This window comes from uncultured Formosa sp. (assembly GCF_947500765.1).
Lineage (GTDB): Bacteria > Bacteroidota > Bacteroidia > Flavobacteriales > Flavobacteriaceae > Formosa.
Genome location: NZ_CANMTH010000004.1, coordinates 154,254 through 178,267 on the forward strand (window position 1 = coordinate 154,254; position 24,014 = coordinate 178,267).

General features: G+C 32.3%; 21 protein-coding genes and 2 tRNA genes. 9 read left to right on the top strand and 14 right to left on the bottom strand.

Annotation, left to right across the window (positions count from 1 at the left end; genetic code table 11):
• Nucleotides 1-49 precede the first annotated feature (49 nt).
• The 5 genes from Q1B05_RS09575 to Q1B05_RS09595 all read left to right on the top strand — a co-directional run bounded on the left by Q1B05_RS09575 (nucleotide 50) and on the right by Q1B05_RS09595 (nucleotide 4,972).
• Nucleotides 50-1,609, top strand: a complete 1,560-nt coding sequence (locus Q1B05_RS09575) for a glycerol-3-phosphate dehydrogenase/oxidase (RefSeq protein ID WP_299780033.1) — start codon at nucleotides 50-52, stop codon at nucleotides 1,607-1,609.
• A 28-nt stretch (nucleotides 1,610-1,637) separates the two neighbouring features.
• Nucleotides 1,638-3,134 (top strand): glycerol kinase GlpK, encoded by a 1,497-nt coding sequence (gene glpK, locus Q1B05_RS09580; RefSeq protein WP_299780035.1) that lies wholly within the window; start codon nucleotides 1,638-1,640, stop codon nucleotides 3,132-3,134.
• A gap of 31 nt (nucleotides 3,135-3,165) precedes the next feature.
• Nucleotides 3,166-3,903 (top strand): MIP/aquaporin family protein, encoded by a 738-nt coding sequence (locus tag Q1B05_RS09585; protein WP_299780037.1) that lies wholly within the window; start codon nucleotides 3,166-3,168, stop codon nucleotides 3,901-3,903.
• Nucleotides 3,904-3,926: 23 nt separating this feature from the next.
• Nucleotides 3,927-4,694: a hypothetical protein gene (locus Q1B05_RS09590; protein WP_299780039.1), complete on the top strand. Its 768-nt coding sequence runs from the start codon at nucleotides 3,927-3,929 to the stop codon at nucleotides 4,692-4,694.
• Between the two features lie 83 nt (nucleotides 4,695-4,777).
• Nucleotides 4,778-4,972 (top strand): hypothetical protein, encoded by a 195-nt coding sequence (locus Q1B05_RS09595; protein WP_299780041.1) that lies wholly within the window; start codon nucleotides 4,778-4,780, stop codon nucleotides 4,970-4,972.
• Nucleotides 4,973-5,075: 103 nt separating this feature from the next.
• Here Q1B05_RS09595 and Q1B05_RS09600 read toward each other — a convergent pair whose 3' ends face one another.
• From Q1B05_RS09600 to Q1B05_RS09635, 8 genes are all read right to left on the bottom strand, one after another.
• Nucleotides 5,076-6,335, bottom strand: a complete 1,260-nt coding sequence (locus Q1B05_RS09600; RefSeq protein ID WP_299780043.1) for a DUF819 family protein — start codon at nucleotides 6,333-6,335, stop codon at nucleotides 5,076-5,078.
• 42 nt (nucleotides 6,336-6,377) lie between these two features.
• A complete protein-coding gene (locus Q1B05_RS09605) occupies nucleotides 6,378-7,739 on the bottom strand; it encodes a serine hydrolase (RefSeq protein ID WP_299780045.1) in 1,362 nt (453 codons plus the stop codon).
• 4 nt (nucleotides 7,740-7,743) lie between these two features.
• Complete coding sequence (locus Q1B05_RS09610) at nucleotides 7,744-8,772, bottom strand: dipeptide epimerase (protein WP_299780072.1); 1,029 nt, start codon at nucleotides 8,770-8,772, stop codon at nucleotides 7,744-7,746.
• A complete protein-coding gene (locus Q1B05_RS09615) occupies nucleotides 8,773-10,185 on the bottom strand; it encodes a RagB/SusD family nutrient uptake outer membrane protein (RefSeq protein ID WP_299780074.1) in 1,413 nt (470 codons plus the stop codon). It abuts the gene before it with no gap.
• Between the two features lie 12 nt (nucleotides 10,186-10,197).
• Nucleotides 10,198-13,452, bottom strand: coding sequence for a TonB-dependent receptor (locus Q1B05_RS09620; RefSeq protein ID WP_299780076.1), 3,255 nt, complete (start codon nucleotides 13,450-13,452; stop codon nucleotides 10,198-10,200).
• A gap of 138 nt (nucleotides 13,453-13,590) precedes the next feature.
• The gene (locus tag Q1B05_RS09625; protein WP_299780078.1) at nucleotides 13,591-14,742 is read right to left on the bottom strand and encodes a FecR family protein; all 1,152 of its coding nucleotides are present in this window, start codon (nucleotides 14,740-14,742) and stop codon (nucleotides 13,591-13,593) included.
• A gap of 202 nt (nucleotides 14,743-14,944) precedes the next feature.
• Nucleotides 14,945-15,508 carry an RNA polymerase sigma-70 factor gene (locus Q1B05_RS09630; protein ID WP_299780080.1) on the bottom strand — a complete coding sequence of 188 codons (564 nt, stop codon included), beginning with the start codon at nucleotides 15,506-15,508 and terminating at the stop codon, nucleotides 14,945-14,947.
• Nucleotides 15,509-15,933: 425 nt separating this feature from the next.
• Nucleotides 15,934-16,018: transfer RNA gene (locus tag Q1B05_RS09635), tRNA-Ser, on the bottom strand.
• A gap of 250 nt (nucleotides 16,019-16,268) precedes the next feature.
• On the opposite strand from Q1B05_RS09635, the gene Q1B05_RS09640 reads away from it, so the two are divergent.
• Entirely contained in the window at nucleotides 16,269-16,898 is a 630-nt protein-coding gene (locus tag Q1B05_RS09640) for an NAD(P)H-dependent oxidoreductase (RefSeq protein WP_299780082.1), read from the top strand.
• Nucleotides 16,899-16,984: 86 nt separating this feature from the next.
• Entirely contained in the window at nucleotides 16,985-18,178 is a 1,194-nt protein-coding gene (locus tag Q1B05_RS09645) for a DegT/DnrJ/EryC1/StrS aminotransferase family protein (protein ID WP_299780084.1), read from the top strand.
• A gap of 365 nt (nucleotides 18,179-18,543) precedes the next feature.
• Here Q1B05_RS09645 and Q1B05_RS09650 read toward each other — a convergent pair.
• Together Q1B05_RS09650 and Q1B05_RS09655 are read right to left on the bottom strand one after the other, a co-directional pair.
• A tRNA-Thr gene (locus tag Q1B05_RS09650) sits at nucleotides 18,544-18,617 on the bottom strand.
• A gap of 61 nt (nucleotides 18,618-18,678) precedes the next feature.
• Complete coding sequence (locus tag Q1B05_RS09655; protein ID WP_299780086.1) at nucleotides 18,679-18,948, bottom strand: hypothetical protein; 270 nt, start codon at nucleotides 18,946-18,948, stop codon at nucleotides 18,679-18,681.
• Nucleotides 18,949-19,402: 454 nt separating this feature from the next.
• Between Q1B05_RS09655 and Q1B05_RS09660 the strand changes: the two genes are divergently transcribed.
• Nucleotides 19,403-19,777: a hypothetical protein gene (locus Q1B05_RS09660; RefSeq protein WP_299780088.1), complete on the top strand. Its 375-nt coding sequence runs from the start codon at nucleotides 19,403-19,405 to the stop codon at nucleotides 19,775-19,777.
• A 38-nt stretch (nucleotides 19,778-19,815) separates the two neighbouring features.
• Here Q1B05_RS09660 and Q1B05_RS09665 read toward each other — a convergent pair whose 3' ends face one another.
• The 3 genes from Q1B05_RS09665 to idi are packed head-to-tail and all read right to left on the bottom strand — an operon-like array spanning nucleotide 19,816 to nucleotide 21,730.
• Entirely contained in the window at nucleotides 19,816-20,787 is a 972-nt protein-coding gene (locus Q1B05_RS09665) for a type I phosphomannose isomerase catalytic subunit (RefSeq protein ID WP_299780090.1), read from the bottom strand.
• 7 nt (nucleotides 20,788-20,794) lie between these two features.
• The gene (locus Q1B05_RS09670; protein ID WP_299780092.1) at nucleotides 20,795-21,205 is read right to left on the bottom strand and encodes a 6-carboxytetrahydropterin synthase; all 411 of its coding nucleotides are present in this window, start codon (nucleotides 21,203-21,205) and stop codon (nucleotides 20,795-20,797) included.
• A 3-nt stretch (nucleotides 21,206-21,208) separates the two neighbouring features.
• Nucleotides 21,209-21,730 carry an isopentenyl-diphosphate Delta-isomerase gene (gene idi, locus Q1B05_RS09675; protein WP_299780094.1) on the bottom strand — a complete coding sequence of 174 codons (522 nt, stop codon included), beginning with the start codon at nucleotides 21,728-21,730 and terminating at the stop codon, nucleotides 21,209-21,211.
• 126 nt (nucleotides 21,731-21,856) lie between these two features.
• Between idi and Q1B05_RS09680 the strand changes: the two genes are divergently transcribed.
• Complete coding sequence (locus Q1B05_RS09680; protein ID WP_299780095.1) at nucleotides 21,857-23,446, top strand: peptide chain release factor 3; 1,590 nt, start codon at nucleotides 21,857-21,859, stop codon at nucleotides 23,444-23,446.
• Between the two features lie 175 nt (nucleotides 23,447-23,621).
• Here Q1B05_RS09680 and Q1B05_RS09685 read toward each other — a convergent pair whose 3' ends face one another.
• Entirely contained in the window at nucleotides 23,622-23,939 is a 318-nt protein-coding gene (locus Q1B05_RS09685) for a DUF3467 domain-containing protein (RefSeq protein ID WP_299780096.1), read from the bottom strand.
• Nucleotides 23,940-24,014 lie beyond the last annotated feature (75 nt).

Consider the following 24,014-nt stretch of genomic DNA (forward strand, 5'->3'; position numbering starts at 1 on the left):
TAAATTTATTCAAAATTAAAAAGGCACTAAGAATATAAACTAAGAAATCATGAACAGAAAAACAATGATAGATAAGTTAAGAAGTAGTTCTGAAACTTACGATTTCGTAATAATTGGAGGTGGAGCTACCGGTATTGGTATTGCACTTGAAGCCTCTGCTAGAGGTTACTCTGTTGCTTTACTTGAAAAATCTGATTTCACAAAATCAACCTCAAGTAAATCAACAAAACTAATGCATGGAGGAGTTCGATATTTAGCACAAGGAGATATAGGTCTAGTTCGTGAAGCTGTCGTAGAGCGTGGATTAATGCTAAAAAACGCACCACACATAACTAAAAGTCAGTCTTTTATAATTCCAACACATGGTTTATATGATGAAATATTATACACTGTTGGATTAACTTTTTACGATTTATTAGCTGGTAAATTAAGCCTTGGCAGATCTAAACGTATTTCAAAAGCCAAAACACTAAAACGTATTTCACTTATAAATCCAGATAAAATTTCGGCAGGTGTAGTCTATTATGATGGTCAGTTTGACGATTCACGTATGGCTATCAATGTATTACAATCCTCTGTAGAAATGGGAGCACTAGTCGTTAATTATTGTGCTGTAGATAATTTAACAAAAGACTCAAATGGTAAAATCACAGGCGTTAAAGTTCACGACGAAACAGATGGTACACAATTCGAAATAAAAGGAAAGCAAATTGTAAATGCTACCGGAGTTTTTGCAGATGATATCTTACAAATGGATGCTCCTGGAACAGAAAAAACAATAGCACCTAGTCAAGGTGTTCACTTAATATTAGACAAATCCTTCTTACCTGGTGATGATGCAATCACAATTCCTAAAACAGATGATGGTAGAGTTTTGTTTTTAGTGCCTTGGCATAACCGTGTTATTGTAGGAACAACAGACACTCCATTAAAAAAAGAGTCTTTAGAACCCGTTGCTCTTGAAGAAGAAATTGGATTTATTTTAAGCACAGCAGGTCGATATTTAACTAAAGCACCTAAAAGAAGTGATGTTTTAAGTGTATTCGCAGGCTTACGTCCATTAGCAGCTCCAAAAAGCGAAGGAAGCAAAACAAAAGAAATTTCTCGTAGCCATAAAATTTATACTTCCGACTCAGGATTATTAACCATTGTAGGTGGTAAATGGACCACTTTTAGAAGAATGGGACAAGATCTAGTTGATAAAGCAGAACATAATCACGAATGGAAACATATCCCTACAAAAACAAAACATTTAAAAATACACGGATATAAAACAAATCCAGATTATAACGATCCGTTATATTTCTATGGTAGCGACAAAGATGATCTACTAGAATTATCTAAACAAAACGGATGGAATACATCCCTTAGCGATTCTATGGGCGTAATAGAAGCTCAAGTTATTTGGGCAGTAAGAAACGAAATGGCTTTAAATGTAGAAGATTTTCTAGCCAGAAGAGTACGTTGTCAATTATTAAATGCAAAAGAGAGTATTAAAATGGCTCCTAAAGTTGCTAAAATAATGGCAGAAGAATTAGGTAAAGATGATGCTTGGCAAACCAAACAAGTAGCAGACTACATACAAGTTACCTCTAATTATATTTTATAAGTTCAACAAATCAAACAACTACATTGACATGAAAAGTAAATTAATTTTAGCATTTGACCAGGGGACTACATCGTCTCGAGCTATTTTATTTAACCATGATGGAGAAATTGTAAGAGTGTCTCAAAAACCATTCGAACAAATTTTCCCTAAACCAGGCTGGGTAGAACACAACCCTAATGATATCTGGTCTTCACAAATATCTGTAGCGGCCGAAGTTGTAGCTCAACACGGTATAAACGGAACAGACATCGCAGCCATTGGTATTACAAATCAAAGAGAAACCGTTGTGGTATGGGATCGCGAAACCAGTGAACCTATTTATAATGCAATTGTATGGCAAGACAGAAGAACCGCAAGATATTGTGACGAACTAAAAGATGCCGGTCACGAAGATCTTATTAAAAAGAAAACAGGTTTAGTTATCGACGCCTATTTTTCTGCAACCAAATTAAAATGGATCTTAGATAATATTGAAGGCGCTAGAGAAAAGGCTGAAGCCGGAAAACTATGTTTTGGTACGGTAGATTGTTGGTTAATATGGAAATTAACCAGAGGAAAAATGTTTATTACAGATGTTTCTAACGCGAGTAGAACCATGTTGTTCAATATTCATACCATGTCTTGGGACAAAGAATTAATGGAATTATTCAACATTCCAGAATCTATGCTACCAGAGGTAAAACAAAGTAGTGAAGTTTACGGTACAACTGCAACCACATTATTCTCAACAAAAATTCCGATTGCAGGTATTGCAGGAGATCAACAAGCTGCATTATTTGGTCAAATGTGTACAAAACCAGGAATGGTTAAAAACACCTATGGCACAGGATGTTTCTTATTAATGAATACAGGAAATAAAGCTGTCTATTCCAAAAACAACCTATTAACTACTGTAGCTTGGAAAATAAACGGAGAAACAACTTACGCTTTAGAAGGTAGTGTCTTTGTAGGAGGAGCTGCTATTCAATGGATACGCGACGGACTTAGAATGGTAAGAACTGCCCCAGGAATTAACCATTTAGCAGAAATGGTTGAGGATAATGGTGGCGTGTACTTTGTTCCTGCATTAACAGGTCTTGGAGCACCTTATTGGGACCAATACGCTAGAGGCGCAATGCTTGGAATTACTCGAGGGACTACAGATGCACATATTGCACGAGCAACATTAGAAGGTATTGCTTTTCAAGTGTACGACATTGTAAAAGCGATGGAAGCAGATGCAGGAGAAAAAAGTATTGAACTTAGAGTTGATGGAGGTGCTACCGCTAGTAACTTATTAATGCAAATCCAATCCGATTTATTTGGCTTTAAAATTATAAGACCTAAAACACTTGAAACTACTGCAATGGGTGCTGCATATTTAGCAGGATTAGCAGTTGGTTATTGGGACAGTATAGACGACATACAATCACAATGGATTGTTGATAAGGAATTCTTTCCAGAAGCTCCTAAGGAGAAAGTAGACAATATGTTACACTATTGGCATAAAGCCGTTAAATGTACACAAAATTGGATCGAAGAATAAATTATAATCAACAACCTTAAAACTTGAAATTATGTCAATTTTAGTAGCTGAAATATTAGGTACCATGTTAATGATTCTATTAGGTAACGGTGTAGTCGCCAATGTCGTTTTAAAAGGGACAAAAGCAGCTGGAGCAGGATGGATAGAAATCACAACAGCATGGGCCTTAGCCGTATTCGTAGGTGTAATTGTTGCTGGCCCGTATAGTGGTGCACATTTAAACCCCGCAGTAACCATAGGTTTAGCCATAGCTGGAAAAGTCTCTTGGTCTTTAGTCCCTGAATATCTAGCAGGAGAAATGATAGGTGCTATGTTAGGAGCATTCTTTGTATGGTTATTTTACAAAGACCAATTCAAAGCAACCGATGACGAAAGAGGTATGTTAGATTGTTTCTGTACAGGACCTGCTATTCGAAATCCTTTATCAAACTTAACAAGTGAAATTATAGGAACGTTTGTCTTAATTTTTGTAATATTTTATATCACAGGTGCAAATATTAATTTAGGAACAGAAGGAGATCCATTAACACCTATAGGTTTAGGCTCTATTGGAGCAATACCAGTAGCCTTTCTTGTGTGGGTAATTGGTTTGTCATTAGGAGGTACAACAGGATATGCTATTAATCCTGCTCGAGATTTAGGACCAAGAATCATGCACGCTATACTACCTGTAAAAGGTAAAAGCGATTGGGGATACGCTTGGATTCCTGTAGTTGGTCCTATTTTAGGTTGTGCTATTGCAGCTTACTTGTATATGGCCATAATGTAATTATTTCATTTAAGTAAAACACCATGAAAAAAATACTCATAATATTCGTAACGCTTTTGGCAGTGCAAATAAGCAATGCCCAAGAAACTGAACTCAAGGACAGTCCTATAGACTTTAATGTAGATGTAAAAACAAACCACTTATGGAGAGGTCTAGTCATTACAGACAAACCAATGGTTGCCGTTTTCTCAAAAGTAAATTTAGAAAAAACAGGTAGTTTTACAGCCGGTTTTTGGGGCGGAATGGCTTTCTCTAATGAAAGTGATGGTACATCGTACAAAGAAATAAATTACTATGCTCAATATGCGAAAAACGGTTTTTCTATAGGAATTTGGGATTTATTTAATACCCGTAGTGTTGAAAATCCAGATATCTGGAACTACGATAAAGAAACAACCACACACCTATTAGATTTAAGAACCTCTTACACTTTTAATGAAAGCTTCCCTTTACGCTTAGAAGCTGATATATTATTGTATGGTAGCGGAGATTCTCAATTAGACAATGATGGCGACTACGAACAACGTTATTCTACTTACATAGAAGCATCATATCCTATAATTAGAGATTCTAAAGTTAATTTAAACGGTTTTGTTGGAGCTGGTTTTTCTTTAAACGGAGACACGCATTTATACGGCGATGGCGAACAAAACTTCGATTTGGTGAACGTTGGATTAACAGCTTCAAAAACACTTAAATTTTCAGATTTAAGTTTCCCTGTGTCTGCAACAACTATGTGGAACCCTTCACTAAAAATTGCAAGAGTACAATTAGCAGTTAGCGTCTTCTAACACCAAAGCTTAACTTATTACATTCAAAAAAACCTTTTATTCTTATCTTATTAAGAATAAAAGGGCTTTTTTACACAAAAAATTTGTCATTCACATTTCTAAGAAATAGACCTGATATTCAAAAAGCAAAAACGACTTTTATAAGTGCTTTTGAAGATGTTATCACCACAAAAAACAGCCTATTATCAGCGCAATTAAATGGTGTTAATGATAAACTACAAGAATTACAATCAGTTGTCCAACTATACCATGCACTAGATGGTGGTTGGCAAAATTAAAGCATAGCTATTTATTAGTTATATCCTCAAAACAAAGCCTCGCAACATACTGTTACGAGGCTTTAAATTTTATAAACATATAGTATAAGGTTAAATTTACTGACTAACTAATAACCACAAATATCTCATACAACAATAAACCACAAATGTAAGAGCCATAGGTACCAACAGCATATCCTAAAACAGCCAAGAGTACGCCTACAGGAGCCAAAAACGGGCTAAATGCTGCTGCAACTATTGGAGCTGATGCTGCTCCGCCAATATTTGCCTGACTACCAACGGCAACATAAAAGAAAGGTGCTTTAATAATTTTAGCGACTATAATCATAACAAGAATATGCACCGTAATCCATATTATTCCAACTAAAAACAATAAGGGGTTATCAAAAATAGCAGTTAAATTCATATGTGTCCCAATGGTGGCTACTAAGATATATAAAAAGACAACGCCTACTTTGGATGCACCATAACGCTCTATTTTTCTCACTTTAGTAAAAGACAATGCAACGCCTATAGTTGTGGTAATAATAACCAACCAAAAGAACTCGTTAGTAAAAGAATATTTTTGTAATTCAGGATAATTTACTTTAAAAAACGGTGCTAAAATATCTGCTAAAAAATGGCCAATACCAGTAACACCAAAAGCCACCATTAAAATAATCATTAAGTTATTTGAAGTAAGCGATTGCTTTTTACCAGATTGTTCTTCTTCTAATCTACTTTCTAAAGCCCTAATTTGTGTATTATCTGCTTTTAACCATTTATCAATTTTATCTGATTTCTGAGTACCATAAAGCAAAAATCCCATCCATAGATTGGCTACTAAAACATCTACCGCAATCATTTGTGCAAACATACTTTTACTCGCTCCAAAAACTTCTAACATAGCCGTTTGATTAGCTCCTCCTCCAATCCAACTTCCTGCAATAGTTGACAAACCTTTCCAAATTTCAGCACCATTAGTTGATACAATTTCAGGAAACAGACTCCCCACAGTATATAATGCGATTGGGCCTCCAATAATAATCCCTAATGTTCCTGCTAGAAACATGATTAGAGCTTTACTACCTAATTTTTTTAAGGCAACAAAATTAATACTCAGCGTCAATAACACTAAACTAGAAGGCAATAAATAACGTGAAGCTATTGTATACAAATTTGAAGTTTCACCAGATATAATATTGAACGTATTAAACAGCGCAGGAATAAAATAGCACAATAACACTGAAGGAACAATACTGTAGAATTTTTTAAAGAAAGGCTTCTCACTTGAAGACGTTACGAAAATAACTCCTAACACAGTTATTAGTATTCCCAATACAACAGCATCATTGGTAATTAAAGCAGTAGATTTTTCTATCATAATTAGTTTTGAAATTTTAATTTAATGAAGAGATTAAATCTTTTATAATAGATTTTTATCTGCTTGAACCATTTTAATAAGCACACTTAACATGTCACTTCTATCTGTTGCTCCAACTTTTAAATAGTCATTCTGAAGCTTCTGTAAATTTTCCAGATCCCAATCTATATCTTTATGGTCTATGTACCATTGGTCTAGTGTCACTTCAGACAAATCACAAGAATTTAATTTGAATAACTCACTTGCTTTTTCTTTAGGAAATTGCAGTGGTTCATTATTTAAAAATCCATTAACGCTGGCTCTTATTTGTTTTAAATATCCGCTATTGTAAGTGTTGTTTACAATAATTATAAGGTCTTTAGTATCTAAAGATCTGCTGATATAAGTTAGGTTTCCTGCCCAACTTCCTGTATGAAACACCACTTTACCACTTAAACTATCTTCCTTAATATGCCATCCATATCCGTAATCTGAAGCTTCTTTTGTTGGCGGATGCGGCGTAAAAGCCAATACTTTAGACGCTTTATTAAAAATAGAATCACTGTATAAAAACTGATCCCATTTTATTAAATCGTCTACACTAGAAGACAATCTTCCAGATCCTAAACGTCCGCTTAAAAAACGGTAGTAGCCCTTATTTGGTAGTGTTTCAGGAATGACATGCTCACAGTTCTCGATATTAAACATATAACCTGGTGCATAATTATCTTTATTCCAAATACTATCTCGACCTATAAAGAACGTATTTTCCATATGCATTGGAGTAAATACTTTTTTTAATAAGTAGTCTTCTAATGTCATTCCACTTGTTGCATTTACTATTTCTGCCAAAAAGATATAACCTGTATTAGAATACTTATATTTTTCTCCCGGAATACTTAAAAGATTTGGTTTACTTGTTTTATAATACTGAAGAATATCTTTGTTATATGCAATTTTAGATGGATCCCAATGTGTCTTAAAATAAGTAGAATAATCTGCTAATCCAGAAGTGTGAGATAACAGTTGAGAAATTGTGATGCTTTTATACGGAAAATCTTCACCCAAATATTTATAAGCAAAATCTGTTACTTTTAATTTGTGGTTTTGCTGTAATAACAAGATTGCTGCTGCAGTAAATTGTTTAGAAACCGAAGCTATTTCTAAAGACGTATTTGGTAAAAAAGAGGTTTGCGCTTTTAAATTTGCTATTCCATATCCTTTTTTAAAAATTAATTTGCCCTTTCGTTTTATAGCAACTGCACCATTAAACATTTTAGCTTCATATAATTTTGAAAAATAGGTATCTAAAGTATCATTTTGAACCTCATCATTTAGTTGTACAACCTTCTCTTTTTCTTCTTTACAATTAGTTAATGTAAGTGTCAAAAATAAAAGGATGGCAATCTGATATATTTTACACATAAGTTTAGATATTGTCCCAATTGGGGTTAATCAATCCAATTCCACTATTATCGTTGAGGTAAATAATTCCATTTTTAACGTCGTGTCCTTGATAAGGATCGTTAGTGACTCCTAAATTACCATCTAAATCAATCCAATCTGCCATCGCTCCCAAATGTACTGCTGCACCTATAGCACACGAAGTTTCTGACATACACCCTAACATTATTTTTAAGTTTAATGATTGTGCCATTTTAGCCATCTTATAAGCTTCATGTAAGCCTGTAGATTTCATTAGTTTTATATTAATGCCATGATAAAAACGGCTAGCTGTTTTCACATCCTCTAAACGTTGTATTCCTTCATCTCCAATTAAAGGTAAAGGACTTCTAGACACCAACCATTCCATATCTGAAAAGGCTGTTTTAGGCATAGGTTGTTCAATAAAAACTATATTTTCTTCCTTTAGCCATTCAATTTTATCTAGTGCTTCTTCTTTACTTGTCCACCCCTGATTAGCATCCACAAATAAAGGTTTGTCTGTAACATGTCTTACAGCTTTTATAATTTCGGCATCATTATCTCCTCCAAGTTTAATTTTTAAATACTGAAATGCATCGGCTTCTGCTACCCGTTCTTCAATAATTTTAGCACTATCTATACCTATTGTTTTACTGGTCTTTAATTCTGCTTTGGGCAAATTAAAATACTGGTATAAAGGCACCTGTTCTATTTTTCCGATAAGATCATGCAACGCCATATCTATAGCTGCTTTAGCCGCTGAATTTCCTTTTGCGTGAGCATCTAAATAGGCTGAAATATTTTCTACATCAAACGGATACGTTATATTACTAAAATCTAACGTTTTAATAAAATTTTGTGCCGAGGCAATCGTTTCTCCATAAAGAGGAGGCATAGATGCCTCCCCATAACCTTCAAAATCTTCATATTTTAATCTGACTAATACAACAGGAGTGCTCGTTCGAGCTCCTCCTGCAATTCTAAACACATGCTTTTTAAGTAATAAGTATGGTTTAACTTCAATTGATATCATTTAATATCCAGGGTTTTGTGGTTCTATATTTGGATTTGAATTAATTTCTGACAATGGAATTGGAAGTATAAATTTATCGTTTGGGTAACTTACTACCAATTCTTGATCTGATTGAATTATTGTGAGATCCATTTTATTTCTATTTAAATCAAACAATCTGTGTCCTTCAAAAGCCAATTCTTTTCTTCGTTCTTCAAGAATACGATTTAGCAAGTCCGTTCCTGTTTCTGTAATGTTTAAAGCTGCTGGATTTCCTCTTTTTACAATAACATTTAAATCTTCTTGAGCTAAAGTTGTTTGCCCTTCTTTAAGATAAGCCTCTGCTCTTATTAAATACTGTTCTGCTAAACGTAAGATTTTAATATTATCATCGGCAGTGGTACCATTAGGAAATTTATTTACAAAAAGTGCATCTGTTTCTGCACTTGGTTTTTCTCCAGAAAGGACAGCTTCTGCTCTAACATCCTGATCTCCGTAAAGGTTGTATAAATCTGTAGTAACTAAAGCATCTGCATAACCATCTACACTAAAAAAGTGACCAAGACTATTACTACCTTCGTTATCTGAGACTGTATTTACGATTTCAAAAAGCGTTTCAGTATTAAAATCTGAACTCCAAAGTGTTGTATAATCTGTATTAGAAATTAACGTATATCCTCCATTATCTATAACTTCAGAACTATATTTAATTGCATTTACATAATCTTCTTCATATAAAGCAACTCTAGCCAACAATCCGTTAACGGCACCTTTAGAAAACGTACCTTCTCCTTTATCATCCTGTAATAAATCTAAAGCAGATAATAAATCGGCTTTAACTTGTGTATACACCTCGTTCACTGTATTTCTTGAAGGAGAAGTAACATCTATATTAACTTCTGTAATTACAGGCACAGCCAAATGGCTAGCATCTGCAGTATAATTATAAGGTTGCGCAAACATTCTTACTAAGTCAAAATACGTTAATGCTCTAATAGCATAAGCTTCACCTACTAATTGATTAATAGCACTTTGTTCTAAAGTATTAGACGTTTCTATTTTTTCTCCGCCATCAATAGCACGGTTTGCATTTACAATAACTTCGTAACTCGCATCCCAAAAACCTTCTACTTCTGTATTCCTTTCTGAGACTACAAAGTTTTCAAATTCTAAATAACGTCCAGTATTTCTGGAACTAAGATATAAGTTGTCTGCCATTAATTCTGGAATCACATACATTGTTCTTCCATAATAATCATTACTCTGTAATTTACTATATACACCATATATAGAGGTTTGTAAACTAGATAGATCTACAATAGCATTTTCTGCTGCAATACTTTGTTCCGGATCTATATCTAAAAAAGATTCACTACATGAAACGGTGAATACCGCCGTAGCAATAATTAATATATGTTTAAATTTTACGATCATGTGTTTTTGTTTTTAAAATGAAAAATCTAATCCCATTAAGAATTGTCTTGAAATTGGGATTCTTAAGTTAGCTGTACCATCAATACCGACTTCAGGATCTATTTCTAAACCTTTGTCTTTTACCCATGTTAACGTATTAGTTCCTTTAAGATAGAATCTAATGTTACTGACTTTCAATTTTTCAACCAATTCACTCGGAAACTGATATGCTAGTGTAATATCTCTTAATCTAAGATACGTCCCATCATATAAAAATCGTGTTGAATGTTGATTAGATAATCCCGATTGTGTGTTTCCCCAAACTACTTTTGGTACATCGGTAATATCTCCAGGTTGTTGCCATCTGTTCTCGTAAATTTTACGTGTTAAATTTCCACGATCGTTTAATTCGGCACTTCCATCACTTGCTACGTATCGTCCCCAAGTATCGTATACTTTATTTCCTTCGTTTAAGAATACCATAACAGATAAGCTAAAGTTTTTATAGCTAAAGGTATTTGTAAAACCTGCATAAAAGTTAGGCAAAGCACTTCCCTGCTCATAAGATTCTGCTTCGCTATATACACTTGTCGTTGCCGTTTCTGTACCATCTGTATACCATAATGCATTACCATTTGCACTATCTACTCCGGCATAACCTGGCATATAGAACGTATAGAAATCACTCCCTACTTCACGAATATAATTATCACCAACTATAGATTCGTCATTGGTTAGTTTCGTAATTTCATTGGTATTTGTTGTAATATTAAAATCTGATTTCCATGAAAACCCATTAGGATTATCGAATATTCTTGCAGATAAAGATAGTTCTACACCACTATTTCTCATTTCACCTACATTATCTAAATAACTAGTAAGGCCATTGGTTGAAGATATTGGTACTTCAAACAATAAATTAGATGTTTTTCTGGTATAATATTCTACCGTACCAGACAAACGATTAAATAATCCGAAATCTAAACCAACATTAAAAGGCTTGTTCTTTTCCCAAGTTAAAGACGGATTAGATTGCTGACTGTAAGAATATCCTGGTTCACCATTATAATCGTCTCCAGTACTATATAAACCCCTAGAAGCAAAATCGCCAATTTCTTGATTTCCATTTACCCCATAACTAGACCTTAATCTTAGTTTACTAATAAATGAAACATCCTTCATAAACACTTCTTGATCAATATTCCAACCAGCACCTACAGATCCGAAATTCGCATATCTAACATCCGATCCAAATCTTGAAGAACCATCTCGCCTTCCTGTTACATTTAAATAGTATTTATTTTTAAAGGAATAACTGACATTGAAGAATAATGAAGATAATGAAGAAGCTGTTTTTGTACTAGATGCATCCTTATATACAGATGCATTGTCTAGAGTCGTTAGTCCTTCTGCACCATAATTGCTTGCATAAGCATACACAGAACTGCTATTTATTTTTTGTGCTTCCTGACCTAATAAGAAGTTAAAGGTATTATCTTCATTTAAGTTTAACTTATACTTCAGTAAGTTTGTTACATTCCAATTTAAAACAATATTGTCTGAAGATTGCCCACGACCGCCATCATTTCTACCGGCTCCAAAATAAGGATTATCATACTGAAACTCATCAGCTAAATTGAAATCAATATTTGCTTTGGTTTCAAAAGACAAATTCTCTGTAAAATCATAATTCACACCAATATTCCCTAAAATTCCATATAATTTAGATTCTCTTTCGTTTTCTTCAACTAATCCCACAGGATTATAGGTAAGTAAAATATCTGTATTGTAAGAGCCATCTTCATTATAAACAGGTTGCCAAGGCACTTCTCTGTACATGGCTCTAACTGGGTTATATGCACTTCCGGCCTCACTTATTGTATGTAACACTTGGTTACTTGCAGACACTCCAAAATTCATAGATAATTTATCGGTGGCTTGATGATTTACATTCAATTTCGCATTCAACTTTTTATAATCTACACCAATAATAACCGACTCTTGATCGTAAATTCCTACTGAAGAATAAAACACTGTATTTTCATTACCACCACTAGCGCTAAATCCGTATTGCTTATACTGTCCTGTTCTTGTAATTACATCTTTCCAGTCTGTATCTACATTCTCGTCTACATTATCATAAATATATTGTTCTGCTTCATCATAACTTTCACCAATATTTACACGACTTTCTATTAATAGTTCTAAACTCTCTGCAGTATTCAATAATTTATTTCTATCAGAAAAAATCATTTCACTTACACCGTATTGAGTACTAAAATCGAATTTAGTTTTTCCAGATTTTCCTTTTTTAGTTGTAATTAAAATCACACCATTTGCACCTCTAGATCCGTAAATAGATGTTGCAGATGCATCTTTTAATACTGTAATGGTTTCAATATCTTTAGAATTAATTCCAGCAATTGTATTAGAACTTGTCGCTAATGTTGAGATATCTCCTGAAACAACAGGAATTCCATCTACCACGTATAACGGATTAGAATCTGCATTTATAGATCCAACACCTCTAATTAAAATATCTTGTGAATATCCGGGTTGCCCACTAGCAGAAGACATTTGTACTCCGGACACATTACCTTGTAAAGTCTCTTGAAAAGAAGATGTTGGCATCTCTTCAACCTTTGCTAGGTCTACACCAACAGCTGAACCTGTAAACGAACTTTTACTTTGCTCGCCGTAAGCAACAACAAGAACTTCATCTAAATTTTCAGCATTTTCTTTTAAAACTATTTTAATATCACTAGCAGAAGTTGCAGTAACTTCTTGTGGCAAATACCCTAAAAAACTAACCACTAATATGGTATTTTCTTTACTGACGTTAATTTTAAAATCACCATCAAAATCTGTTGTCACACCATTATTTGTACCTTTTTCAATTACAGAAGCCCCAGGTAGAGGCATCCCCGTTTTATCTACAACATTACCTTTAATAAGTAATTGCTGAACGTTACTTACAACAACCTTGTCTTTAATGAGAATGGTGTGCTCTGGTGAAAATTCGTAAATAAAATCGCCATTAGACAATGTTTTCTCTAACAAATCTCCGGCTTTGATACTTCCTTTTTTTAAACTGACTTTAGGATAGTTCTTAAACAGATCTGCTCTATAAATAAAAGTGTAATCTGTCTGATTCTTAATCATTTTAAACACTTCATCTACTGAAAGCAATTGATTGTCTGCTATTTCAATTTTAGTATTCTGTGAAAATCCATTTTTAGGAGATAAACTAAAAACAGACATCGAAAAAAGAAAAATAAATGTTTTCATGATGAGCGTTAAAAACCTCCTCTTCGCAAAGAGAAGCGGATTAGTAATGTTTTTTTTCATAAATTTACATATTGGTTAATTAATCAATTACACAGGGATATAACTGGCTGTGAGATGTTACGTTTTATCCCTATTTTTTTATTCTATAACTATTTTATTACCTTCTATTTTATAGGTCATATTGTTTGTGTTTTTTATAATATCTAATATATATTTTATAGACTGACGCTTACTTATTACACCTGTAAACCCAATTTTTTTCATTTCTGTATTTTCAATTTCAATATCTACATCATACCATCTAGAAAGCACCTTTGTAATATCTTCTAAAGATTTATTAGTAAAACTAAATTCGCCATTACGCCAAGAAATATGCTCATCTACATCTACATTGTAAATTTTAAAATCGTTTTTAGTTTGAGATAATTTTGATTGTTGTCCTGGTTTTAAAATGTTTTTACTAATTCCATTACTAACAGAAACGCTACCTTCAACCAAAGTGGTTAAAATATCTGTTTCGTCTTTATACGCTTTTACATTAAAGACCGTCCCTAAAACTCTGATGTTTTGTTCGTTTGTTTTTAAAATAAATGCATCGCCATTGTGCTTATAACTTTTAGAAACTTCTAAATACGCTTCGCCATACACCAACTCTATTTCTCTAGGTTGTCCTGCAATAAAATTTACCGGATATTTTAATTTAGATTCTGAATTTAACCACACTTTTGTCCCATCTGATAGTGTTACAAAAAACTGACCTCCTCTTGGGATGGTTAAATAATTATACTCTAATGCTATATTTTGTTTATCAGATTTATTGTAAATCAACGACTTTCCGTCACTCGTTAGTTTTTTAGATTGATACATTCCTTGCTTATCTAAAACAACATTTGTCCCATCTTCTAAAGTTAATGTAGCCTTATCAGACCCTATAATAATTGGAGTATCTACAACACGAATAGGCACTTCTGTACTCTTATTTTGTTTAAACAGAAAACCGAGAGAAACAAGTAATAAGACAGATGCTGCCACAGCATATTTAAATACCACTTTTTTATAAAAAGGAATACGTTGTGTAGATTCTTCAGACTGAATCGATTCTAGAATATTTATAAGAACTTTATTTTTTATGGTATGTTCTGCCCCCAGTTCTTCAACCCACTCATGACTTTCTTGAAAACTTTCATAATAATTAACAAGCTTTTTTACTTCCTCGATTTTTATTTTACCATCGAGGTATTTTTCTATTAAGTCTTGAAAATCTTGATTTGTATTTTGCTGGTATTCCATAAAATGTATGCGAAAAACTTTTGTGTTATATAAAGTAAGTGTCTAAAAAACCAAACACCCCCTAAACAAAATTCAATTATTTTATGATTTTATTAAAAATAATTAACCAAACTACAGCAAAACACCACATTATACACAGAAATTAAAGGTAAAACATGTTGAAAATTCAGAGTAAAAAATTTAAAAAAGTAAGATTAGGACATTAATAATTGAAGAAAAGTAGGATAAATAAAACCTGTCCTAGAGAAGCTCTTAAAATACGAAGTGCATTTGTAATATGGTTTTCTACTGTTTTAATAGAAATATTTAATTGCTTGGCAATTTCTTTATGGCTTAGTTGTTCGTTCCGGCTTAGTTTATAAACTCTTTGGCATTTTTCGGGTAAACTTTCTACAACAAATTTAATATGTTGTTTAAGTTCTTTATGCATAATTTTTGTTTCCGGTGTGGCATATTGCATACGCCTATCCAATTCTTCGAAGAGTTCTACTCGCATTACTTTATTAGATCTAAATTCAGCAAAGACTTTATATCTAACACAAGCATAAAGATAACTTTGTAACGAGACCTTTATTTCTAGATCTTTTCGCTTATTCCATATATCTATAAAAACATCTTGAATAATTTCTTCACAAACCTCTTTATCTTTTAAAAGATTATAAGATGAAATAAAAAGCACTTTCCAATACGTATTATATAACAAGGTTAAGGCTCTTTTATCGTCATCTTTTAAACCTTTTAAAATCTCTATATCGGAATTGAACATAAATTAGATTAATTATGAAAAGAAGTTTTAGAAATTATTACAAACCTGATCTTGAAGTTTAACTAAAGGTTAATTTTACACTAATATATATTTAATTAGCGAATAGAATGAGTCAAATTCATAAAGAAAGACATAACAAGGTTATCTTTTTACCGAATTAGCAAACAAAAGGACATTCTTATATTAATTATAAAATAATAAAAGTAGTTTTTTTGATTATAAAAGACACTAAGGATTATCAAATTCACAGTAAAATGCAAGAATACTTATGTTTGATATTTCTGTATTTACTACAATACAGATGTAAAAGATGTTAAAAGAAAATAAATACAACTTAATAAACACATCTCTTAAAAGTAGGGATGCCATTTAAACAACATTCATTAAATACAAAACCCCATAACATTACTGTTACGGGGTTTTTGCGGAGAATGAGGGATTCGAACCCCCGGAGGTGTGACCCTCAACAGTTTTCAAGACTGCCGCATTCGACCACTCTGCCAATTCTCCGAGTGTCTCATCAGGTATTCCCTGAATGCGGGTGCAAATATAAGACGCTTTTTCGATTTATTCAAAGAAAAAAGAAAAAAAATTAAAACTTTTTTAAATCACACTTCTAATAATATAAATTTCAAAGGGTTGTGAATTTATATTTTTTACAAATTTCAAACTTATTTAGCTAAGTTCTCATTAATAATTCATAGTTATATGAAATAAAGTCGGTTTCAAATCCTATTTTTGACATCTATTAAATAAATGTATGGATATTATTAAACAATTGCAATGGAGATATGCAACAAAAAAATTCGATAACTCTAAAATTATCGATGATCAAAAAATCAATATTCTTTTAGAATCCTTTAATTTAACAGCAACCTCTTACGGCTTACAACCTGTAAAATTGGTGGTTGTAAAAAATAAAATATTGCAAGCACAACTAGTGACAGCCTCTATGAATCAGGAACAAATTGGGCAGGCTTCTCACGTTCTAGTAATCTGTATAGAAACTGTTATTGATAAAACATTTATTAATAATTATTTTTCAAGAGTTAAAGCGTTACGAAACACACCTGATACTGTTTTGAATCCTTTCAAAACATTTTTAATCAATGATTTTGAAATTAAAGAACAATTAGAGATTGAAGCTTGGGCCAAAAAACAAGCATATTTAACACTAGGAAATTTACTTACTGTTTGTGCCATAGAAGAAATAGACTCCTGCCCTATGGAAGGATTTATTCCCTCAGAATACGACAAATTATTACAACTTGAAAACAAAAACTTAAAGTCGGTTTTAGTACTTCCTATTGGGTATCGTGCAAAAGACGATATGTTTTCTGAATTGAAAAAAGTAAGAAAACCTATTTCAGATAGCATCATTCATATGTAAGACTTAAAGATTTTGAATCTTCTTTTTCTCTTCTTTTTTATTCCTTGCTTTAATCGTAAATTTGAAATCAATTTTAAATATACCTCATGCCTGGATTTGAACTTTTTGGAAGTGCTGAACAGAAAGAAGTACACGATGTACTTGATAGTGGAATTTTAATGCGTTATGGCTTTGATGCTATGCGAAATGGACATTGGAAAGCCAAAGAATTAGAAACTGAATTACAAAAGCAAATGCAAGTTAAGCATGCGCAATTAGTATCTAGTGGTACTGCTGCTGTTTCTGTTGCACTTGCCATTGCCGGTGTAGGTGCTGGAGACGAAGTTATTTTACCAACCTTTACTTTTGTTGCCAGTTTTGAAGCCGTTTTAATGTTAGGAGCTATTCCTATTCTTGTAGATATAGATGACACATTAACATTAGATATTGAAGCTGTTAAAAACGCCATTACAACAAAAACAAAAGCTATTATGCCTGTACATATGTGCGGTGGTATGGCGCGTTTAAAAGAGCTTAAACAAATTTGCGAGACTTATGGTCTAAAATTAATTGAAGATGCTTGTCAGGCTATTGGAGGAAGCTATGAAGGAAAACCACTTGGAAGCTATGGAGATGTAGGTTGTTTTTCATTCGATTTTGTTAAAACCATTACAACTGGAGAAGGTGGTGCTGTAATTACAAATAATGATGATTATGCTACTTGGGCAGATCATTATAGCGATCATGGTCACGATCACCAAGGATCAGACCGTGGTGCTGAAACGCATCCTTTTTTAGGTTATAATTTTAGAATTTCTGAACTTCATGCTGCTGTTGGTTTAGCACAAGTTAGACGTTTAAACGATTTTATAGCCATTCAGAAAAAACATTACACCATTTTAAAAGAAGCACTAAATAGTATTCCTGAGCTTACTTTTAGAACGATTCCTGAAGCAGGAGAAGAAAACTATTCGTTTATAAATTTCTTTTTACCTGATTTAGAAATAACTAATTCTGCTATGTCTGCATTAAAAACAGCAGGAATAGACGGTTGTTTTCATTATTACAATAACAACTGGCATTATGTTAGAGAATGGAATCACTTAAAAGAAGCTAAGACATTATTTCCAATGCCTTCCCAAACTAAAGAAGCATTACGTGCTCTAGAAACTAAAACATTCGAGCAGTCTGATTATTTTATTGCAAGAAATATTTCTTGCTTAATTAAATTGTCGTGGACAGAAGATGAAGTAAAACTAAGAGCTTCAAAAATGGTTGAAGCTATAAAAAGTGTTTTATAACACTAAAATTACTAGTAACAAAAAACCACTTTACAATAAAATGTAAAGTGGTTTTTTGTTATAAAGATATTCCTTTTCTTATTCTGTTTATAACACTATTAAACAAACATCATATCCTTTAATTTTAAAGACTTTTACCCCCCTGCTTATATTCTAATTAGATAAAACAATAAACAGCGATTAAAACGTCTAAAATTTAATTCAAACTTACTCTTTACTTTTTAGTGATTTCAAAAAAAAGGTTTCTTTTTAATAATCTTGTAAATTTATTAAGTTTTTGAGTTTATTTAAAATCTAATTCCACTTACGTTATAAAATATTAGAACAAAAAAAAAGTTCAATGCAAAAACATTGAACTTTTAAAGAGCCGATGGAGGGACTCGAACCCACGACCTGCTGATTACAAATCAGCTGCTCTAGCCAGCTGAGCTACATCGGCTTGAAAATCGAGTGCAAAGATAGAGCTATTTCTCATATCTGCAAATCTTTTTCAAAAAAAATTAGCTTAAATTATTAATTTTATCAATTAACGCGCGCCCTTTAGTTTCTAACTCTTGGTTAATTGCCTTAAAATGAGCTTTTTTGTTTTCAGCTTGCTTATCATTAACTTTTGTAATTAATTCATCAAAAGTAACGATTGCTTCATCTATAATTGCTTCACTTTGCTTAGTATCTTTGTCTGTGTTGGTATATTGCCAAACATAAACAGCTTCAATAATATCTCCTAAAACGAAATTAATGTCCTTTTTAAGATCTCTAACATTTGCCATAATATAAAATTGTATTTATTTGAGCACAAAATTACATTAATCCTAAATATAATTTGTTATAAATACATTTTAATTATTGTTGGATAAAAATATAATCCCTATTTTTATAACATGAATATAACCAAAATGCATATTAACGAAGCGTGTAATCGTATTTCACAACAGTGGAAGTCGATTGTCATTTTCATGCTTAAACCTAAGCAACCCGTGCATCTTGAATTGAGTTAACTATAATATAATATAACGATAAACAATAAAGGTGCTTTTTTAAAGGCACCTTTTTTATTTTTAAACAATTACTAATATAAATTTTAAAATCATGAAAAACTTAAAAGCAATTAAAGAGAATTCCCAGAAGTTTATTATTTGTTCTAATCGTATTAACGTCATGCTTCATACGTATCACAACTATTACTTGAGTCCCACATTAATATATCCTTAAATACAAATAATTATGAACACACATATAAATACCAACGTACCTTTTACTGTAACAAAAAATGTAAGTAACGCAAACGGATTTTTATTGCCGCATAATCTTTATAGCAAAGTAAAAACAGTTGCAACTTACCCGATTAAAGAATTTTATTTACAAGACATCCCCGATCTTGAAGATTTTAAATTTAAAATGCATAAAAATGCATTTCTAAATGATGAACTAACTATTCAAGCGCAATTGATAAAAAAAACTAATACTAATTATTTAATTAACGTCATTGTGACTAAACCTAAACCAGAAAGCAATAATCATCATGAAACGATTTGTAGTGCGCTATTTGGTTTTACCTTGGACAAGGATTACTTGAAAGAGACAAAAACTGCTTGTTAAATAAAATTCCCGAGTGTTACACCCGGGATTTTTTTATTTTATACATAAACTTCTAAAAGCTTAGCTTGTTTTGAAGTGATTTGATAATCTTCTGTAGCTGCTGGAAGTAAAACGGTTTCTCCCGTCTGTAACGTTTCTGAAATACCATTTACGGTAATTTCTGCTTCCCCTTCAACACACATATATATTAGAAACGAGTCGTGAATATTAGTTTTCGATAAGGTTTCTGTAATCTCTAAAAATTGAGTTGTAAAATAAGGACAACTGACCATCTCATTAGACTCGTTTGGAGTTTTCTCGTAAGACACTTTAAAGTTATCTTCCATTTCAAAATCTATAGCGTCTAAAGCTAGTTCTGTATGTAACTCTCTTTCATTACCTGCTGCATCTACACGTTCCCAATCGTAAACACGATAAGTAATATCGCTTGTTTGCTGTATTTCTGCAAGCATTACACCTGCACCAATGGCATGAACACGACCAACTTCTATAAAGAAAGTATCTCCTGCTTTAACACGCTCGGTATTTAAAATTTCAGGTAATGTTTTATTTTCTAAATGCTCTAAATAATTACCAGGCGTTATTTTGTCTTTAAAGCCTATAATTAAATTAGAATTTTCATCGGCTTGCATCACATACCACATTTCTGTTTTACCAAAAGAATTATGACGTTTTGCGGCCAACTCATCATTTGGGTGCAGTTGAATAGATAAATCTTCTTTAGCATCAATAAATTTAATTAATAAAGGAAATTTATTTTTAAAAATTCTATAGTTCTGGACCCCCATAAGGTCTTCCTTATAAGTTTCTAAAAGGTTTTTTAAAGTTTTTCCTTTTAATGCACCATTAGCAACTATTGAAGGCTCACCTTCTACATCACTAATTTCCCAACTCTCTCCAACATCTGTTGAATTACTTTTCTTATTTAATAAAGATTTTAATTTTTCACCGCCCCAAATTTTTTCTTTTAAAATCGGTGAGAATTTAATTGGGTAAACTAAATTTTTCATAATATATTTATTTACCTGAGTAACTTACAAAGTTCCTAGGTGTTTCGTAAAGTGTAATTTCCAACTGTAGATGAGACTCTAATTTAGGCTTTAGCTTATTGTAAATAACAACTGCTATATTCTCTGCAGTGGGATTTAAATCTTTAAATTCTGGCACATCTAAGTTAAGATTTTTATGATCAAAAGCCTCTTCAATTTCATCTTTTATTAGTTGTTTTAATATCTTTAAATCAATTACAAAACCTGTTTCTTTATCAATTTCGCCAGAGACACTTACAATAACATCGTAGTTATGTCCGTGGTAATTTGCATTGTTACATCTGCCAAAAATCAATTGATTTTTTTCATCTGTCCAATCCTTTCTAAATAACCTGTGGGCTGCATTAAAATACCCTTGTCTACTAACTTTTGCTATCATTTATTACGAGATATTTATATAATCATAAAACTTATCAAAAATAATTTTAAACCATGAAGTATATAATTCTGGATGTAATTTAATATCTGCTTTTACAGCATCTAAAGACATCCATTTCCAATCGGCAACTTCATCTGGGTTTATATTTGGTTTCCCACTAAAGTATCCAATTAAAATATGATCGTATTCATGTTCTGTTAATCCGTTTTCAAAAGGTGATTTATAAACAAAAGAAGTAGATTCTTCTATCGCGGTAACAAATCCCATTTCTTCTTGCAAACGTCTTCTTCCTGCTTCAACATTAGATTCTCCTTCACGCTGATGACTACAACATGTGTTGGTCCACAATCCTGGAGTATGATATTTATCTAATGCACGTTGTTGCAACATTAATTCATTATCGTCATTAAAAATAAAAACAGAAAAGGCTCTGTGTAATACACCCTTTTCATGTGCTTCTAATTTAGGCATAAGCCCTATTTGTTCGTCTTTTTCGTTAACTAATATTACGTGTTCTTCTGTCATAATGTAAAAGTACCAAGTAAAATTATAAAATACGTTAATGTGAAGATAAAATTAAAAAGGCACTGCATCATTTATTACATTTCTTACTAATAATAGTATCTTTGCGACCTATTTTCAAGAATTATTATGAGTTTTAAAAGTGAAATAAACAGACGTCGTACCTTCGGAATTATATCGCATCCCGATGCCGGAAAAACAACATTAACAGAAAAATTACTTCTTTTTGGTGGAGCTATTCAAGAAGCTGGGGCCGTAAAAAGTAATAAAATTAAAAAAGGAGCTACGAGTGACTTTATGGAAATTGAACGCCAGCGTGGGATTTCTGTAGCTACCTCTGTTTTAGCTTTTGAATATAATGGTATAAAAATTAATATTCTTGATACACCTGGACACAAGGATTTTGCTGAAGATACTTTTAGAACACTTACTGCAGTAGATAGTGTAATTGTGGTAATTGATGTTGCAAAAGGGGTTGAAGAACAAACAGAGAAATTAGTTGAAGTTTGTCGTATGCGGAACATTCCTATGATTGTTTTTATAAACAAAATGGACCGTGAAGGTAAAGATGCTTTCGATTTATTAGATGAGGTTGAACAAAAACTAGGTTTAAAAGTTGTACCCTTAAGTTTTCCTATAGGAATGGGTTACGACTTTAAAGGAATTTACAACATTTGGGAAAAAAATGTAAATCTTTTTAGTGGAGATAGCAGAAAAGATATTGAAGAAACTATAGAAATTTCAGATTTAGCCTCTCCAGAATTAGATAAAATAGTTGGAGAAAAAGCGGCTGCTACACTAAGAGAAGAAATTGAATTGGTAGATGGTATTTATCCGCAATTTGATAAAACACAATATTTAGACGGACACTTACAACCTGTGTTTTTTGGTTCGGCCTTAAATAATTTTGGTGTTCGCGAATTGTTAGATTGTTTCGTAGACATTGCTCCTAAACCAAGAGCTAAACAAAGTGAAGAGCGTCTGGTACAACCCGATGAGAATAAATTTAGTGGGTTTGTGTTTAAAATTCATGCCAACATGGATCCAAACCATAGAAACCGTCTAGCGTTTGTTAAAATTGTTTCTGGAGAATTTAAGCGTAACGCACCTTACTTACATGTAAGAAGTAATAAAAAAGTAAAATTTTCTAGTCCTAATGCCTTCTTTGCTGAAAAGAAAGAGATTGTAGATATTTCATATCCTGGAGACATTGTAGGTTTACAAGACACTGGAAGTTTTAAAATTGGAGACACATTTACTGAAGGTGAAATTATTAACTACAAAGGTGTTCCGAGTTTTTCTCCTGAACACTTTAGATATATAAATAACGCCGATCCTTTAAAATCGAAGCAACTAAATAAAGGAATTGACCAATTAATGGATGAAGGTGTTGCCCAATTATTTACACTTGAACTTAACGGAAGAAAAGTAATTGGTACAGTTGGAGCATTACAATACGAAGTTATTCAGTACCGTTTAGAACACGAATATGGTGCTAAATGTACGTATGAAAACTTAAATGTTTTTAAAGCATGTTGGGTAGAACCTGTAGACAAAAAAAGTGATGAGTTTAAAGAATTCTTACGTGTAAAACAACGTTTCTTAGCTAAAGACAAAAGAAATCAATTGGTATTCTTAGCAGACTCTCAATTCTCTTTACAGATGACAGAACAAAAATATCCAAACATTAAATTCCATTTAACTTCGGAATTTGATTAAATAGAATCTTTATTATAAAAAAGCCCTTTGATAATATCAAAGGGCTTTTTTTATATAATATTTTTTTTTTAAAGCTTCACCAGTAGGTCCAAAGTTTAATGGAATTGATGGTTGCTTAGAAAAACTATTTCGAGCAACCTACCCTATTTTCTATGTGAATCTTTTAAATCATCTACTAGGCTTCACCAGTTGGTCCAAAATTTAATGGAATTGGTGGTTGCTCGTAATCTTTAATTTCACCATGTGCGTTTTCAAACCTGTTTACATTATCTGCTAAGGCTTTTAATAAACGTTTAGCATGTTGTGGAGTTAATATAATTCTAGACTTTACTTTGCTCTTAGGAGTCCCAGGCATAATGCTAACAAAATCTACTACAAATTCTGAAACTGAATGATTAATAATTGCTAAGTTAGAATAAATACCTTCTGCAATTTTTTCGTCTAATTCTATATTTATTTGTCCTGGCTTAAGAGGATCTTTTTCGTCTGCCATATCTCTATTATTTTTAGTATAAAAAAATCCTGCTCAATTATATTGGGCAGGATTTTAAAATTTTTAAGAAAACCC

Coding starts and splice junctions, on each gene's coding strand:
- Q1B05_RS09575 (WP_299780033.1), top strand. CDS start 50: ATGAACAGAAAAACAATGATAGATAAGTTAAGAAGTAGTTCTGAAACT.
- glpK (WP_299780035.1), top strand. CDS start 1,638: ATGAAAAGTAAATTAATTTTAGCATTTGACCAGGGGACTACATCGTCT.
- Q1B05_RS09585 (WP_299780037.1), top strand. CDS start 3,166: ATGTCAATTTTAGTAGCTGAAATATTAGGTACCATGTTAATGATTCTA.
- Q1B05_RS09590 (WP_299780039.1), top strand. CDS start 3,927: ATGAAAAAAATACTCATAATATTCGTAACGCTTTTGGCAGTGCAAATA.
- Q1B05_RS09600 (WP_299780043.1), bottom strand. CDS start 6,335: ATGATAGAAAAATCTACTGCTTTAATTACCAATGATGCTGTTGTATTG.
- Q1B05_RS09605 (WP_299780045.1), bottom strand. CDS start 7,739: ATGTGTAAAATATATCAGATTGCCATCCTTTTATTTTTGACACTTACA.
- Q1B05_RS09610 (WP_299780072.1), bottom strand. CDS start 8,772: ATGATATCAATTGAAGTTAAACCATACTTATTACTTAAAAAGCATGTG.
- Q1B05_RS09615 (WP_299780074.1), bottom strand. CDS start 10,185: ATGATCGTAAAATTTAAACATATATTAATTATTGCTACGGCGGTATTC.
- Q1B05_RS09620 (WP_299780076.1), bottom strand. CDS start 13,452: ATGAAAACATTTATTTTTCTTTTTTCGATGTCTGTTTTTAGTTTATCT.
- Q1B05_RS09625 (WP_299780078.1), bottom strand. CDS start 14,742: ATGGAATACCAGCAAAATACAAATCAAGATTTTCAAGACTTAATAGAA.
- Q1B05_RS09630 (WP_299780080.1), bottom strand. CDS start 15,508: ATGTTCAATTCCGATATAGAGATTTTAAAAGGTTTAAAAGATGACGAT.
- Q1B05_RS09640 (WP_299780082.1), top strand. CDS start 16,269: ATGGATATTATTAAACAATTGCAATGGAGATATGCAACAAAAAAATTC.
- Q1B05_RS09645 (WP_299780084.1), top strand. CDS start 16,985: ATGCCTGGATTTGAACTTTTTGGAAGTGCTGAACAGAAAGAAGTACAC.
- Q1B05_RS09655 (WP_299780086.1), bottom strand. CDS start 18,948: ATGGCAAATGTTAGAGATCTTAAAAAGGACATTAATTTCGTTTTAGGA.
- Q1B05_RS09660 (WP_299780088.1), top strand. CDS start 19,403: ATGAACACACATATAAATACCAACGTACCTTTTACTGTAACAAAAAAT.
- Q1B05_RS09665 (WP_299780090.1), bottom strand. CDS start 20,787: ATGAAAAATTTAGTTTACCCAATTAAATTCTCACCGATTTTAAAAGAA.
- Q1B05_RS09670 (WP_299780092.1), bottom strand. CDS start 21,205: ATGATAGCAAAAGTTAGTAGACAAGGGTATTTTAATGCAGCCCACAGG.
- idi (WP_299780094.1), bottom strand. CDS start 21,730: ATGACAGAAGAACACGTAATATTAGTTAACGAAAAAGACGAACAAATA.
- Q1B05_RS09680 (WP_299780095.1), top strand. CDS start 21,857: ATGAGTTTTAAAAGTGAAATAAACAGACGTCGTACCTTCGGAATTATA.
- Q1B05_RS09685 (WP_299780096.1), bottom strand. CDS start 23,939: ATGGCAGACGAAAAAGATCCTCTTAAGCCAGGACAAATAAATATAGAA.